The following is a 16790-nucleotide window of genomic DNA, read 5'->3' as shown; positions in this document are numbered from 1 at the left end:
TAGGGGCCTCTTCAAACCGGCTTTTTACAGCCCGTCCGGACGATAACCCCATCATTAAACTTTTACTTCAGCATGCAGACAGTTCTTTATTGTTCAGACTTGGTCTAAATCGAACGTACAGAGCTGCGCTCGATCATATTAATCGTTAACGTATATGAAGGGTCAACCGCTTCGCCATTGAGCATCTGGAATAACAGATGTCCGGCGAGCGACCCGGCTTCATGCTTCGGCTGGCGTATCGTTGTCAGCGGTGGATGCACATATTCGGACAACTGAATATCATCAAAACCGATCACGGAAATGTCATCCGGCACCGATACACCACGCTCTTCCAATGCCTTCAGGCCACCAATCGCCATCTCATCGTTACCGTAAAATACCGCTGAGGGAAGATCGCCCTGCATGATCATCATTTTGGTTGCACTGTATCCGCCCTCACGCACAAAATTGCCGTTCAGACGCCATTTGGACTTTTCTTCAAGTCCCGCTTCCCGCATCGCTCGCAGATACCCTTGGTAACGGAGCGCGTTGTCATACGAGTTGGATGGACCGCTGATATAAGCAATCTTCTGATGTCCTGCCTGGATCAGGTGGCGGGTTGCAAGGTAACCACCCTGCTCTCCATCCACCAACACGTTGACCAGATGGTCACTCGACAGCTGACGATCCATCACAATGATCGGAAAACGATGACCGGCAGATTCTACCAGAATATCATCATGGATGTTATGCGCCAGGATGATGGCTCCATCTACTCTTTTTTCACGCAAAAATCGCACTGCCGTTGAATCCCGTCCACCCATGGAGCTGCAAGCAATAAGGTCATACCCGTTCGCAAGGGCTACATCCTGTACACTACGGATCAACTCCGAGTAATACGGGCCCGACAGATCGGTCAGGATCAAAGCGATCGTGTTTGTCCGGCTCCGTTTCAGGTCCATGGCAAAGCCGTTCTTGCGGTAATTCAGTTCTCGTGCTGCCTCAAGCACTTTAGCCTTGGTCTTGGCACTAACCTTGCTATCCCCGCTCAGCGCATAGGAAGCAGTCGAGAGTGCTACACCTGCCAGCTTTGCCACATCCTTAATCGTTGCCATTCCACGTTCGCTCCTTCTAAACTATATATAAATTGAACTACAGAATATTTACACTGACCACTCCGATGACAGAACAACCTTCCGATCGCTGTTATCCCCAGATTTTTTGTTTCCCTTTTATAAGGGTGAAAATCCGGGGATAAAGGCGAACGCCTTGCTTCTTCAGGTTCTTTCTGCCCTCTCCGTTTTGTGTAAATGTTAGTTCAATTTATATAGAACAAATTCTAAGGTTATCTACATTTTATACGGTACATGGTTAGAACAACCACTAAATCCTTCATTATCGTTTATTAATCTTTATACATATCATAGCGATGGATGTCAATCGAAACGTTTCGAGGTGTTCTCAAAAAAAATCCTCGTTCCAATCCATACCATTAGTGATGGTCATGACACGTCTTTCAATCTGGCGCTCTATAAACAGTTCGTGCCTAATACAATGAAACTGGCAGTAAACGCCAGATTGAAACGTTTCGACATTTTCATTATAGTCGGTGTTGATAGCGATTTCAACCACTTTATCTATTTTTCACAGAAAAAGTTGAATTGTCCAATCTGTCCATCCACGTCACTCCGTTTATAGTATATACTGCATAATAGTCGAGATCCGAGAATTACGCCAGTACACCAGGGGCATGAGACGAAAAATGCGCCTGCTGACTTATGTAAGGAGACAGTTATCAAATGAATATTTCCAAGCCTATTTACCATAAAAAATCGCTGTCCCGCTCCGTTTCCTTGCAGAAGATTCAGTCCATCCCCGCTGCCCTGTTCAAGCTGCGCCATCTGGTGCAACTTCATGACCGTGAGGCGTTCTCCCGTACAGATGAGATGTGGAGCACACTTCATGTGCTATACGTCATTACTGCTGGCCAGGCCAGGCTGATCAGTACAGAGGGTAAACTGACATTAAATGCAGGCTGTGCAGTCGTTCGGCAAGCTGGAAGCCTGCTTCAGCACGAGAACAAGCGCGGCTCCCTGTCGCCAGTACAGGGCATTGCTATTGCTTTTGATTCCACTGAAAATGAACAGCTGTTCTGGCCGTTCGGGATACCAGTTCCCATTGGAAGTCGCACTCTCACCGACAGGGCAGTAGAGCTGGTTCAAGCCAGTACGGCAGGCCGTGATTCCAGCCCCTTCAGGCCACATATGCTTTTCTATGAGTTACTGGATATTTTGCGGGATCATGCGGCTCATTCTGCTCATGAAGATCACTCCTGGCTCGATGCCGTGCTCAGACATATCCATCAGATGTATACCCATCCGTTAACCCGCGAACAATTGGCACGGGATGCAAATGTGAGTCCTGAGCATTTCTCACGGGAGTTCAAGAAACATACAGGTCTTACGTTTGTTGAATATGTAACTCGTCTCAGAATCAGGATGGCTCAGGAACATCTGTTGTTCGCGAACCCTACGCTACAGGAGATTGCACAACTGACAGGCTACAGGGACACCTTTTATCTGAGCCGCAAATTCAAACAGATGGTTGGATCAGCACCAACACACTACCGGAAAATGCCCAAAAAGATTGTTTCTTTGACTTACAACTATACGGCTTCACTTCTGGCATTGGGTCACACTCCCCACATGGGTGCCGTCGCCAGCTGGATGGAAGAAAAACGTGGTGAACATGTTCATGATGGTCATGAGCAATTTGAGCAGCATTCCGAATATGAGCTTGTTAAACATACGGATCTGATTGCAAACGCTCAGCCCGATGTCATTATCGGGTATGCACCACATCCCGCTTCTGATGAACTACGTCTGATCGCACCAACCATTCTGATGCCCTTTGAGGAAATTGATTGGCAGGAGCAGCTTCTTCTTTTGGGCCGAATTACCGGGCTTGAGTCCAATGCACAGGCGTTGTTAGATCAATATCATCAACTGGAGCAAGAAGCCAATCATACGTTAGACCAACAGATGGAAGGAACACGAGGGTCCGCCGTTTGCATGTTTATGATTGGAGAGGACGGCGCTTATATCTATGGTCATGGCTGGGGCAGAGCTTCTCATGTGCTGTATCAATCGCTGAGCTTCACTCCGCCGTCACGTATGGAGCAGGATGGGCAGTTACTTACGGGGTACGTTCATGTTCCGTTGTCCGAGATTCACTTGTATGCCGCAGATCACATGTTTGTCGCCTTCCCTGAGGAACCTGCCGAACGAGAAATGCTGGATAACCTGCTGAATCAGGAATCCTGGGGCACCCTATCCGCCGTTCGTGAAGGACGTGTATACGAGATTGATGCCGACATGTTCTATGGATTTGATCCCTTGTCCGTTATGGAGCAGTTGCAGCATATCATGCGTCACCTCACATCATAATTGTCCATGCAGTAGTGATCATAGTTGTCCATGTACAAATATCACATCTTCCTCTATGTTATTAATGAGAATAATAATCATTATTGATTATACACAGGGGGAACAAAAATATGTTTGCTGCAAAAAAACGCTTTTCCGGCTTGCTGCTTATGCTCGCCATCATTATGATTCTGGCTGCATGTAGCAGCGGAACAGGCTCGACTGCCACTGAACAGACTTCGGCAGCGGGAACCGAAACAACAACAGCCTCTTCCGAGACGAACACAGACACGTCGTCCGGTTCAGACAATTCAAATGCTACACGGATCTACAAGTCATTAAGCGGAGATGTTGAAATTCCGGCTGAACCGAAACGAATCGTTACCGATATGTACGTAAGTGATCTGCTCGCACTGGGTGTGAAACCCGTTGGTGCTGTTCAATATTATTTGGAAAACCCGTTCTATGCAGATCAGGTAGCGGGCATAGAGAGTATTGGTGATCGGGCGGCGGTATCCATGGAGAAGGTTGTTGCCTTGAACCCGGATCTGATCATTACCTACTCTGATCAGGCCAGCGAAATTGAGAGTTATCAAAAAATCGCACCGACCGTGGTCATTCCGTATGGTACTTTCACCAATGTACACGACGAAATCCGGGGATTCGGAGAGCTGATGAACAAATCCGAAGCAGCCGAAGCTTGGCTGAAAACGTACGATGAACGGATTGAAGCCGCTCGCGCTAAGGTGAAAACAGTCATTAAACCGGAGGAAACCTTCTCCATCCTTGAAGTATCCGACAAAAGTTATTATGGATATGGAGACAATTTTGGTCGAGGAGGACAAGCGGTCTACAGTGCTTTGCAACTTGCCCCACTCGAAATCACCAAAAAAGAACTGATGGGTGATACCCAATGGAAAGAAATTTCGCGTGAAGTTGTTGGTGATTATGCAGGGGATCATATCTTCTTAACCGTTGGAGAGAACAATAAAAATTACCAAGGCGATTCCATCTGGCAATCCCTGCCGGCTGTGAAAAACAATCAGGTGTATGAGTTGCTGGAAGACCGTTACTGGTACTTCGACCCGATTGCGATTCAAGGTCAGGCTGAGGAATTCGCCGATATGATCGTAGAACGTGCCGAGCAAAACCGTAAATAACATAAGCATGAATACAGGTGTCCGGACAGGCTAATTAGCCTGCTCGGGCATTTATGTCATATTGAGGAGGACTTACATATGCTTCGCCGTTTTATGTCTTATTATCGTCCTTACAAAAGGCTCTTTATATTGGACTTCTCCTGTGCCATCGCTGCCGCTCTGCTGGAGTTGGCCTTTCCACTCGCCGTTAACCGGGTGGTCGATCAACTGCTTCCGGCTGGCAATTGGTCCATGATCTTAGCGGCGTGTGTCGGGTTGCTCGGCATCTACCTGCTCAGTTCCTTTTTCCATTATGCAGTGACCTATTGGGGCCACAAGCTCGGTATTAACATCGAATCCGATATGCGGCGTGAACTGTTCCAGCGTGTACAGAAACAGTCCTTCCGCTTCTTCGATAACAATAAGACCGGGCATCTGGTCTCCCGCATGACCAACGATCTGATGGATATTGGTGAGATCGCGCATCATGGACCCGAGGATCTATTCATTGCCCTCATGACACTCGCTGGAGCTTTCGGGATTATGCTGGGGATCAACTGGCAGTTGGCTGTGATGACGTTCATCATTGTGCCGCTGATGATCTACCTGTCGCTGTATTTCAGTCGCAAAATGTCCAAGGCGTTCAAGCGCATGTTTGCGGATATCGCCGATTATAACGCACGAGTAGAGAACAATGTGAGCGGCATCCGTGTGGTACAGGCTTTTGCCAATGAAAAACATGAAGTAGGACGTTTCGTTGAGAACAACGAACGTTTCCGGCTTACAAAACTAATCACCTACCGTATTATGGCCTGGAACTCTTCACTCAGTTTTATCCTGATGAAATTTGTATCGCTGTTTGTACTGGTATGTGGAACCTGGTTTGTCATTCAAGGCAGTATGACCTACGGGGAATTCATCGCTTTTGTGATGCTCTCCAATGTATTCCTCGGACCGATCGAGAAGATTAACTCTGTCATCGAGACGTATCCCAAAGGCATCGCCGGATTCAGACGTTACCTGGAGCTTCTTGAAGCTGTACCGGATGTAGAAGATACACCACAAGCGAAACCGATTCCGGATGTCAAAGGAGATATTGCTTTCCATAACGTTACCTTTTCTTATGGAGAACACAAACCTACGCTGTCTCAGGTCAATCTGGATATCCAGGCAGGCCAGACGGTTGCTCTGGTTGGACCTTCGGGCGGAGGTAAAACGACGTTATGCAGTCTGATCCCACGTTTCTACGATGTGGATGCAGGACATATCTCCATCGATGGCATTCCCGTGAAGGACATGACACTGGAATCACTGCGCTCCCATATCGGGATTGTGCAGCAGGATATTTTCCTGTTTGATGGAACGATTCGAGAAAATATTGCATACGGCAAACTGAATGCTTCCGATGAGGAAATCTGGCAAGCCATTCGCCGGGCCCAATTGGAAGAGCTGGTACAATCCCAGCCAGATGGACTGGACACCATGATCGGTGAACGTGGCGTGAAATTGTCCGGCGGACAGAAGCAACGTTTGTCCATCGCCAGAATGATCCTGAAAAACCCGCCAATTCTCATTCTGGATGAAGCAACATCCGCTCTCGATACCGAGACGGAAGCTGCCATTCAACTGGCGTTGTCCGAGCTGGCTCAAGGTCGTACGACATTGGTGATTGCCCATCGACTGGCGACCATTAGACACGCCGATCGCATCGTGGTGGTGGAGAACGGTAGCGTTGCTGAACAAGGAAGTCATGAAGAACTGCTCGCGCGCAAAGGCTCGTACAGCCGACTGCATCAAGCCCAGTTTGGGTAAATACAACGACAAAACAACCTTCCCTCAGAACTAGAGGTGAAGGTTGTTTTATTCATTTCAGGTATCCTTTGGATTTCCAAAATCGTTTTGCAAATGATTCAGCAGCGTAAGGCAGCTCCCCATTCAGTAGATCCTCATTTGCTTGAATGAGTACTTGGCGTCCACGTTCGAGCAATTGAACGGCATGTAGTAATTGAGAGCCGCCTATATAATGAAGTTCAAGCAACAACGGTTCTTCTTCCTCATCCTCGTCCTTCTGAGCCGAGTATTCGATCAACACACTTTCCGAGCCGTCCGCATGTTGGTGCAGGGTATAATAGTATTTTTCCACCTGCGTCTCCCCTTGAGCATCCACATACTCTCTTCCAATACGTAGCATAACTGGCTGGGGAACACCATCAGACATCTGACCTGCTTGTCGAAATGCATAATATAACTCTCCAATCCACAGCCCGTGCCGATCATCATCATAATAATCGTCATATGGCTCCACGACAGGCAGTGCTAATAAATCGTGGATCAGTTGGTGCGAAATTAAGGAACGGGCATACTGATAATTCGATACAGACTGCAACAAGGTGCTCCATCCTTGCTCGCTTAACTGCTGAATATCAGCAGGTGAGTTCTCCGAAAATACGTTCCATTCCGACTTCTCATTGTTTAGATAACGAAATGCTCCTGAGATCATCCAGACAGGTTCACCCGGTTGTACGATATGTTTATCAGGAGAGTTGGAACCTTGATCTGATGGCTCCATCTTAAGCAACAATGCACAATTGTGGTCATCCTGAAAATACAGACTGCGGAAATATCCCTCCGTATGCTCATCTCCATAGACCGATACTCGGCAAAATTGCTCGTCCAACCAAAATTCATAGCTGTTCAGTAACTCATCCTCCTCTCTTACAGGCAACAAAGATGGATGAGTAAGACGCTCTATGTTCTCAGCGGTAATCCGATGATCTTCGAACCAATCCGGCGCATCTGGCTCTGATTCATCAGCATGAATGTACTTTCGGTTGATTACAGGTTGTCCTTGTTGCAGCCTCTTTAACATTTCTTCTCGCCAAGGAAACGGCTCTGTATCTTCATCAATCACACATTCAGGAACGAATAACGCCAACATGTCAAAGCCCCGCCATGGTCCGAGATCCTCCCATTCTTCAAGCTGACGCTTCACATTACGCTGTCCTTGAACCTGAATCGTATATTGATCGGTACTTACCAGCAATCCACCTTCTACATTCCCTCTCACTGTCAATTCTCCATGGTTATAATCCCCCCAGAACATATCCTCCACATAGAGATTACCTGTAATATATATTTCCTGCCCACCCACGATCATATAGGGCGTTATGAGATTCCCAAGTACAACCAGATTTGAACTGGCCGCGTCGGAACTTGTATTTCCAATATAACGATCCACTGTCAGATTTCCTTCAACTAAGATCAAAAAGGGTCCTTCATCCAACAACAGTTCACTGATATGAAGATCACCAGAATGTAACCATACTTCCTCGGCTTCAAATTCACCGTTGTGCGCTTCATTCTGAGTGTACATCCAGCTCTCCTGAGGCAACTTCGTTTTCATATCGGCAAAAGACACCTTGTGACCTATCTGATGTATGGACATGTCCTGACACTCCTCATCCATTAATATATGGATAGAATCTATCTAATCTACAGATAGGACAACTACCCATTTTCATTATACTAGAGGAAATATACACCATTCCATAACAAAAACCCTCACCCGAGTAGAATGAAGGTTGAGCTTGTGAACGACAACAGCCCCAAGTCCATTAAATACATATATGATCTAGTCCATTCTTATAACTTCCCACCCAGAATGGCATTCGCCCGTTCACGAAATTCCACCGCCGCTTGCTCAGGCGTAATTTTGCCAAACAGCAGCAGATCATACAACTCACGTAATACCGCAGTGACCTCTGGCGCACCTACGGGATCAGGCGGGTCCATCTGAGTGCTGTTATCCGCAACCCAATCGATATAATCAAACACCTGCGCCAGCTCCGGTTCAACCACCAGCTTCATCCGCTCTTTGACACTGGATGAGACGGGCACACCCCGCTCCCCTTTGAGCAGCAGATTGGCATCCAAATCATTCACAAAAAAGCTGATGAACTTGGCAGCTTCCTCCTTATGTCTGGAATTACCCGCCATGGAGAAAAACATGCCTGGCTTCAAGAACAATCCATCCTGGCTGTTTGGCCCAGGCATTGGGGAGATGGTTAAGGGTTTGCCATAACGCTGAGCGGTGCTGATAAATTGGTTGGAATACCCCCAGCTAAACAAAGCCTCTCCCAGATAAAACGGGTCGTTATCAGGCTGGCCAATGTCTGATGTCCAGATATCCGGTGCAAAAATAAGTTTCTTTTCCGCGAGCTTCTGCATCCTGCCAAAGTACTCAATAAACAGCCCATCATCCTCATACCCCAACCTCTTGCCATCCTCCGCGTATAGCTTGGAACCATACTGTCTCAAGTAATACGCGAAAAACTGTTCCGGCGTAAAATAGGTTCCCAGATAGATGCCTTTCCCGAGCAATTGCTCGCCCATCCGGTCAAAATCCGCCCATGTCCACGTATCCGTTGGCAATTCAATATCATGGGCCTTTAACACTTCCGGATCATAGATGCTGAGCATGGCGTTAACCCCCAAACTGAGACCATAGGTTTTTCCATTCAGGCTACCACTCTCCAGCTGTTCCTTCTCAATATCTGTCGTGTCAATCAGCCCGCTCTGCATGTACGGCGTCATGTCCTCCAACAGTTGCAGCGAACTGTACTGGGACAGATAGGAGATGTCCATCTGGATAATGTCGGGCAACGCATTGCCTGCTGCATGTGGGGCAAGTTTTCTCCAGTATTCGTTGAAACTGCTATATTCGTATTCAATGTTCACATGTGGATTCAACTTCTCATACAGGTTGATAACGGCAATCGTTGCATTGTTGCGGAACTCTCCACCCCACCAAGCGATTCGTAGCGTTATCGGCTCTTCTTCCACAATCATGCCTGGCCTTTGATCCAACTGGTTCACGCAGCCAGGAAGAGTCAGCATAAGGCAGAGCATGCCTATCATTCGCATCCATCTTCCCATAACTTCTCCTCCTTACCTGGTGATGGGGGTGGCAGCAGCACCGTTACTCTCGTTCCAAGCCCCGGCCTGCTCTCCAGCAGAACGTCATATTCTTCGCCAAAAGCCAGACGTACCCGCTCCCTGATATTCAGTAGACCAATACCTGTGCCTCTGGTTTTCACTTCACCGCGCAGCACCTGTTCCACATATTCGGGTTCCATGCCGGGACCGTGATCCTCCACGATAAGAGCCAGCTTGCCAGCTGATATCTCGGCATACACTCGAATCAGACATGATCCAACCTGTGGTTCCAAACCATATTGAATGGCATTCTCCAGTAGTGGCTGTAGGGTCAACTTTGGAATGGCACAACCCAGATAAGAAGCAGGCACATCCATACGGAAATCCAGCCGTTGCCGGAAACGGTAGGTCTGAATGGTGATGTAATGATTGACGATCTCCAGCTCTTCCGCAATGGTAATGATATTTTGTTTGAAGCTGATGGAGGAACGCAGCAAATATCCGAGTGATAACACCATACTGGAGATTTGCTCCTGCCTGTTCTTTTTGGCGAGCCAATGGATCGAATCCAGCGCATTATACAGAAAGTGGGGATTGATCTGCGCCTGTAGCGCCTTGAACTCCGTTTCTTTAATGACCAACTGGCTTGCATAATTTTCTTTAATCAATGTATTAATATGTGTAATCATCAGTCGATACGTACGCTGTAGTAACCCCAGTTCATCCATGTGCTGGTGCGTTGGAATGGACAGATTGGCGTCTATATTCTCCAGATCCCCATACTGAACCTCCTTCATCTGACTGATGAGTTGCCTGATCGGCCTTGTCAGACTTCGTGCGAACACCATACCAAGCGCGAGAACAACCAGAATGGCGATAAGATAAACAACAATCAAACTATTTTTCAACCATATAATACGTTCAAAAATTTCATCATAAGAGGCCATATTATAATACACCCAGTCGGTGTATGCGGATTTCTTCTGGGAAAGAAATATCTCCCTCCCATCCAGATTCTTGATCTCATATCCCCCACTGCCTGGAAGTGGATTCAGTCCGGCGGACACCGCTTCTGGAAGCTGGCGATAAGGATACACCACATCACTACCTGCTTTTAAAATAATGTCACTGTCCTGGCTATCGATGCCCGCATACTCCTCGACGAGTCGCTCGATATTAATACGCAGAAACAGGATGCCTACCGGTTCCAGGGTCATCGGTTCATAGGCTCGCATTTGACGCACCATAACCAGCATCGGGTCATCGTCATCCGGGTATAACCAGCGCACTGCACCATTGGCCTGCTCCGCAGCCGCAATCATCCGATCATATTTTTCCTGAGATACGGTTAGTGTCTCGCCATATTTATTGACTCTTCCCCTGGAATCAATCAGATGAACGGACTGCACATATCGTGCAGCCCCACTAATATGCTCCCATAGCCGATCCGTGATCTTTTTTCGTTCAATAAAGCTTGAATATGCGCTATCGTCATCCAGCAACGACTTCAAGGCTCTTTGAATCTGCGTATCGGAGATCATGTTTAATGATACCGCTTCCAACTTCTGAAGTTCAACATCCACTGTAGACGAAGAAAGGTTCAGAAGTCGGGACGACTTATCAAACAGCTGTTTGTCATACACCGAGTACGTATAATACAAGGACCCAAACGCGAGGATGATGACAAACGCCATCATGAACATAATCATCAGAAACATTTTCATTTTGATGCTGAGTTTGCGGTAGGCTGTCATGACCAAAGCGCTCCTTTGAACCACGTGATACTACTAGGTATATCACATACAGGAAGGTTTCCCCAAAGTTTTAGCGCTCGATTTCTCACGTTTTATTTAGACTGATATCGATCATACGCAGCCTGATGAACCTCAATCGCCCGGTCAATATCCATGCTCTTGATTGTTTCGGCCATCTTGTCAAATTCGGTGATCGGCTTCTGTCCGCTAATAATGGCAGTCATCGTCTCATTCAAATACGTATTCACCTGACTCATGATGGATGTACTTGTGGTCACCTCATCTGTTGACAAACGAATTGGAGGAAGCGTTAATGCTGAGCTTGCTTTCATCCATTCCGCATTTGCCGCACGCTGTCCATCGTCAAATAATAATGCATCCAGATAACGACTATCCTGATTGATTGGACCGTCCATAATGGATAAGGCATAGGAAGCCAGTGCCTGGTCATACGTTAGACCGTTCGGATTATCAATGATGGTATCTGTGAATTTGACACCTTCCCCGTCACGAACATAGCTGTCATTTTCGATACCAAAGTTGAACAGATCACTACCCTCTTCGCTATAGTTGTAGTCCATCCACTGTACAATGTATTTCAATTTGTCTTCGTCTGCGGAAGCCGTAATAGCCTCACCATAAGACAACACTTTAGTGTCCAGATTAAATGTCGCATACGAAGTTCCATCCGGAGATACAGGCCATGGTACACCCGTCACGTTAAAGTTCGGATCCGTATCTCTCATCAGATTAAAGTATTTCCCCATGCCGCTGAACACACCACCCTGATATGCGCCTGCCAGATTGCTGGTAACCTTGTAATCGAAAGCTTTACCGTCATTGGTCATGATCTCGGGATCAATCAGCCCTTCTTTGTACCACTTGGCCATGGTCTCCAAGAAATCACGGTAGCCCGGCTGAATCGGTCCAAACTCCACCTTGTCTCCATTCATCTGGAAACCACCAATGACACCAAATGCCGCGGCAAAATCATGGAGCTTGGTCAGGTTGCCCGGTCCCCAGTTTCCGGTGAATGGTAGCTCATCTGGCTTGCCGTTGCCGTTAGGGTCCTGTTCCTTAAATGCCTTAAGCACCGTATACCACTCATCAATGTTGGTAGGTACTTTGAGATTTAATTTATCAAGCCAGTCCTGGCGCATAATTAAACCTGAAGTGGCATTCAGCTTCAATGCATCCAGCTTCAGCAGCGGGAACATATAGATCGTGCCATCGTCGAGTGCAATCTGTTTTTTCACATCCGGATCGGATTCAATAATCCGCTTTAAGTTCGGTGCATAACTGTCGATCAATTCATTCAACCGGATGATCCGGCCGTCCTTGATCATTTTTTCCGGTCCGCCAACGGCATCCGCCCAGTTATAATAAATGACATCCGGCAGCTCCTTCGTGGAGATCAGCAGATTGAACTGGTCACGCTGTTGTCCAAGCGGAGGATGTGTGAACTTCACTTTGATGCCTGTCAGCTTCTCCTTTTCCTTATAAGCCGCCATATCGCCAAAATTGTTCAAGGAAGCTGTCAGTTTGGCATCATTGGCGCGCCAGTAATCAATGGTAAATGGCTCACTTGTAATCGGTAGCGGAATCTCGGTCAACGCCTGAACCGCAGGTTCTGTTCCTTCTGCTGGCTCTGCGTTACCTGGTTCATTATCACCTGTACAGCCCGCCAGTAAAGACATGGTAAGTAGCGATGACAACAGGATGGACCCCATTCTTTTTTTCACGTAATTCGCCTCCATAGGATACATTTTTTATTGTTTCACAGCACCGATTAGAGCGCCCTGAACAAAATAACGTTGGATGAACGGATATACCAGCATGATCGGCAGTGTGGAGATAATAATCGTCGCATATTTGATGTTCTCCCCAATGGCAAAGCCGGTATCGGCGCCAGCGCCCATGGCCTCTGTACTGCTGCTGATCAGAATATCACGCATAATAATCTGGATCGGATACAACTCCTGACTGCGCAGGTAGAGCATCGGTCCGACATAATCATTCCAATGGTCAACCGCATAATACAGCATCATGACCGCCAGGATTGGCTTTGACAAAGGCAGTACAATTCGGAACAAAATCAGAAAGTCATTGGCACCATCAAGCTTCGCCGATTCGATCAGACTGATCGGGATGCCTTCAAAGTTTGTTTTCATAATGAGGAAATAGAATGTGCTGATGGCACCCGGAATAATAAGCGCAAAACGGGTATCCACCATGCCCAGATTCTGAATCAGCAGAAAAGTCGGAATCATACCCCCACCGAAGAACATCGTGAACGTAATTAATTTCATCAGCGTTTTTCTGCCCATCAGATCACCGCGTGACAGCCCATATGCAGCCAGTGAAGTCATGAGCAGATTAATGGCGGTACCCACCACAACATAGAACAAGGTGTTCATATATCCCGTATAGATGCGAGTATCCTGAAATACCGACTTGTACGCTCCCAGCTGAAAACCTTCAGGAATGAGCATCAGTGAACGGGAACGCAGCATCTGGTCCGGGTCGCTGATTGAAGAATTGAACACGTACAGCATCGGGTACAAGCATAAAACCATGATCACCAAGAGCAGCAGTGTATTAAATACATCAAAAAGTCGTTCCCCTATAGACTGTTTCATCGCTTCACCTTCCGATTACCATAGACTGGTTGAGTTAAGCTTTCTGCTGATCGCGTTTGCGATAATGAGCAGCGCGAAATTAATGACGCCGTTAAATAGTCCGATGGCGGTTGAATACGTATAGTTCCCCTCCAAAATACCGGATCGATAAACAAAGGTGGATATGACATCCGATGTCTCATAGGTCGGTGCTGTTTGCATCAGCAATATTTTCTGAAAATCCGCATTCATGACCGCCCCCATACGCAAAATTAACATGATCACAATCGTGGGCATAATGCCCGGCAGTGTAATATGTAACAGCTGTCTCCAGCGGCCTGCGCCGTCAATTTTGGAAGCCTCATACAACTGAGGATCAATACCACTTAGTGCTGCCAAAAAAATAATCGAGGCCCAGCCTGCGCCCTGCCATATGTTGGACAGAATGTACATCGGACGGAACATATCTTTTTCTGCCAAAAACATAATTGGCTGCAGATCGAAAAAGTCACGAATGACGTTAAACAAGCCACCGTCCAAAGATGAGAACGTTTTCAACATTCCAACCACGACGACAACCGAAATAAAATGCGGCATATAACTGATGGTCTGTACTGCACCTCTGAACCACTTCTTCCGGACTTCATTCAGTAGCAGTGCTAGTAGAATCGGAGCCGGGAAACCAAACACAATACTGTAAAAACTTAAAATCAGTGTGTTCTTAATCAGTCGCCAGAAATAATAACTTTCAAAAAACATGGTGAAGTTGTCAAATCCGACCCATTCGCCTGCCAAGATTCCTTTGATCGGGTTGTAGGATTCCTGAAATGCCATCAGTAGCCCGTACATTGGCCCATAGCTGAAAATCAGATAGTAGGCTACCACAGGAACGAGCATCAGATAAACGTATCTGTTGCGGACAAGTTCCTTTTTCACCGAACTCCATTTGCCAGCTGGCTTCAAACGCCCAGGTTCAATCCCCCGGCTTCGATTCAGCTCCATCCACTCAACCTCCACTCTCGATGTTCATTCACTAACATGACACTTCTAATGATAGAAGCGAGCGCCTTTTCTTCCCATGCTCATTTCCGATAAATGGATGTTCAAAACCGAGTTCCGTCCGACAAAAAAAGACCCTGCTGCCGATGAATGGCGTACAGGGCCCGATCACAGATTAGATGTAGATCGGATATAAAGATTAGCTATGTAGAAGCGACAGCAACGCTGTCTTAGGGTACTTTTTTATACTCGGAAGGGGAGAAACCCGTGTATTTCTTGAACATTTTGCTGAAATACGGCCAGTTGGCACCAAAGCCTGTCTGTTCGGCAAGCGAGGATACAGTGCAGTTCCCGTCCTGCTCCAGAAGCTCCAACGCTTTACGGATGCGGTAGCTTAACACATAGTTCGTAAATTTCTCACCCGTTTCTTTTTTGAACATTTTGCCGATGTAGTCTGGATTCATGTATATTTCCCCAGCGATGGACTGGAGTGTTAATGTCTCGTCCTTGTAGCGTTTCTCTACCAGCTGTTTCACACTACCTACCATCTGCGATTGTCTGGAGCGATGTTGATCATAGCGGCGCAAGGTGATTTCTTTGGCGACGGCAAGCAGAAACTGTTGAAAAGAATGCAAGGTGCTGGATTCAATCATGCCTGGCAACTGGTCCATATACCTTTTCATCTCGGCAGAGCCACTGAGTCGAATCATCTCCATAAACATCTGAATAAGATAGGACTTCGTTTGGGATATATCGTATCGCAAGCTGGCAAGCAGCTGAAACATCCGGTTCAGCTCTGATCCCACTTCCTGCCAGTGTCCCGCCTTGATTGCAGTAACCATCCGCTCCGGATCGTATTCGAATTCAGGAAGAATGCGTTCTCCGGGAGAGTAAATATCCCGTTCCATAATGAGACTGCCCTCACCGAGGTAAAAGCGGTAATTGAGATAAACCAGCGTCTGCATGTACAAATGGCGTGCCTGCGAGAGGTCTCCTGGCTCGCTTAGCGCTATCGTGAGATCATCATGATAATATCGGGTAAATGTGGCGCGAATCTCATCGATATTATGGAACAACTGCGTTTCAGACAACTTGTCCTCCATAATTAGTAGCACATGCCTTCCAACCGTGGCACTTAAGATGGGATTGTGAAAAATATCTTCGGCAATGTTCTTCACCGCGAACAAGTGCAAATACTCATGATCCCCCTCAATCTCTACCAGCAGCAACCGCACACGCTGATCCTGAAACTGTACATCGAATAATTCCTCGAAATACTTCCATTCCTTGACCCCGTATGTTCTGTTCGTGACTAGCTCTTTCAGAAAATATTCCTTGGCATGCGGCAGTACACGCTCCAGATCATATTGGATCGACTGCACAAAACGCTCCTGATCGGTTAACTCTCGCTTCTCACTGACCAATTCACTGATAGCCTGTACAAGATGCTCCTCGCTGCAGGGCTTAAGCAAATAGTGCTTCACCCCATACTGCATGGCCGTTTTCGCATATTCGAACTCCGTAAAACCCGTGAGCATGATAAACGAGATATGCTGATACTTCTCTGCCACAGCTTCAACCAGCTGTAACCCATCCATTCCCGGCATGCGGATGTCCGAGATGATGATATCCGGGCGTTGCCGCTCAATTGAAGCAAGCGCTTCCAATCCATCTTGAGCAATGCCGATCAGTTCTGTTCCTAATCTGGACCAGTTCACCACACTGGAGATCCCGTCCGAGATCATAAATTCATCATCAACCAGCAAAACCTTGTACATCGTATGCATCCTCCTGCCTTTAACCAGTTCCATTCTATTATATGGGCATTATGCACAAATAGAGGGGAGGACATTGAATGACATGGAATTGCACACTAACAAGTCTGATTGTTGAACATTTGTATCACGTGTGATGTTATTGGCTACAGAATCATGGTTTGTG

Annotated in this window: 12 protein-coding genes; 4 read left to right on the top strand and 8 right to left on the bottom strand. The window is 47.0% G+C overall.

Features of this window, described 5'->3' with window-relative positions; all coding sequences use genetic code 11:
• Positions 1-104: 104 nt before the first annotated feature.
• Positions 105-1094, bottom strand: a complete 990-nt coding sequence (locus CXK86_RS06420; RefSeq protein WP_076253661.1) for a LacI family DNA-binding transcriptional regulator — start codon at positions 1092-1094, stop codon at positions 105-107.
• A 340-nt stretch (positions 1095-1434) separates the two neighbouring features.
• Here CXK86_RS06420 and CXK86_RS32005 point away from each other — a divergent pair, with 340 nt between their 5' ends.
• The 4 genes from CXK86_RS32005 (at position 1435) to CXK86_RS06405 (ending at position 6355) form a co-directional block, all read left to right on the top strand.
• A complete protein-coding gene (locus CXK86_RS32005; protein ID WP_179087941.1) occupies positions 1435-1677 on the top strand; it encodes a hypothetical protein in 243 nt (80 codons plus the stop codon).
• Positions 1678-1778: 101 nt separating this feature from the next.
• Positions 1779-3425: an AraC family transcriptional regulator gene (locus CXK86_RS06415; RefSeq protein ID WP_076253662.1), complete on the top strand. Its 1647-nt coding sequence runs from the start codon at positions 1779-1781 to the stop codon at positions 3423-3425.
• 110 nt (positions 3426-3535) lie between these two features.
• Positions 3536-4564 carry an ABC transporter substrate-binding protein gene (locus CXK86_RS06410; RefSeq protein WP_076253663.1) on the top strand — a complete coding sequence of 343 codons (1029 nt, stop codon included), beginning with the start codon at positions 3536-3538 and terminating at the stop codon, positions 4562-4564.
• A 78-nt stretch (positions 4565-4642) separates the two neighbouring features.
• Positions 4643-6355: an ABC transporter ATP-binding protein gene (locus tag CXK86_RS06405; protein ID WP_036612711.1), complete on the top strand. Its 1713-nt coding sequence runs from the start codon at positions 4643-4645 to the stop codon at positions 6353-6355.
• A 52-nt stretch (positions 6356-6407) separates the two neighbouring features.
• Here the strand turns inward: CXK86_RS06405 and CXK86_RS06400 are convergent, their stop codons facing one another.
• The 7 genes from CXK86_RS06400 to CXK86_RS06370 form a co-directional block, all read right to left on the bottom strand.
• Positions 6408-7988: a hypothetical protein gene (locus tag CXK86_RS06400; RefSeq protein WP_076253664.1), complete on the bottom strand. Its 1581-nt coding sequence runs from the start codon at positions 7986-7988 to the stop codon at positions 6408-6410.
• A gap of 197 nt (positions 7989-8185) precedes the next feature.
• Positions 8186-9478, bottom strand: coding sequence for an ABC transporter substrate-binding protein (locus tag CXK86_RS06395; RefSeq protein ID WP_076253665.1), 1293 nt, complete (start codon positions 9476-9478; stop codon positions 8186-8188).
• Complete coding sequence (locus CXK86_RS06390; protein WP_076253666.1) at positions 9457-11232, bottom strand: sensor histidine kinase; 1776 nt, start codon at positions 11230-11232, stop codon at positions 9457-9459. Before CXK86_RS06390 ends, CXK86_RS06395 begins: the two co-directional genes overlap by 22 nt.
• A gap of 92 nt (positions 11233-11324) precedes the next feature.
• Entirely contained in the window at positions 11325-12974 is a 1650-nt protein-coding gene (locus CXK86_RS06385; RefSeq protein ID WP_076253667.1) for a type 2 periplasmic-binding domain-containing protein, read from the bottom strand.
• 27 nt (positions 12975-13001) lie between these two features.
• Positions 13002-13871 (bottom strand): carbohydrate ABC transporter permease, encoded by an 870-nt coding sequence (locus tag CXK86_RS06380; protein WP_036667808.1) that lies wholly within the window; start codon positions 13869-13871, stop codon positions 13002-13004.
• Positions 13872-13886: 15 nt separating this feature from the next.
• Positions 13887-14747, bottom strand: a complete 861-nt coding sequence (locus tag CXK86_RS06375) for an ABC transporter permease (RefSeq protein WP_235193717.1) — start codon at positions 14745-14747, stop codon at positions 13887-13889.
• A 332-nt stretch (positions 14748-15079) separates the two neighbouring features.
• Entirely contained in the window at positions 15080-16627 is a 1548-nt protein-coding gene (locus CXK86_RS06370) for a response regulator (RefSeq protein WP_076253668.1), read from the bottom strand.
• Between the last annotated feature and the right edge of the window lie 163 nt (positions 16628-16790).

Source organism: Paenibacillus sp. BGI2013 (genome assembly GCF_002843485.1).
In the GTDB taxonomy this organism is placed as follows: domain Bacteria; phylum Bacillota; class Bacilli; order Paenibacillales; family Paenibacillaceae; genus Paenibacillus; species Paenibacillus amylolyticus.
Note: the sequence above shows the minus strand (reverse complement) of the source record. Positions and strands in the feature narration are given on the sequence as shown.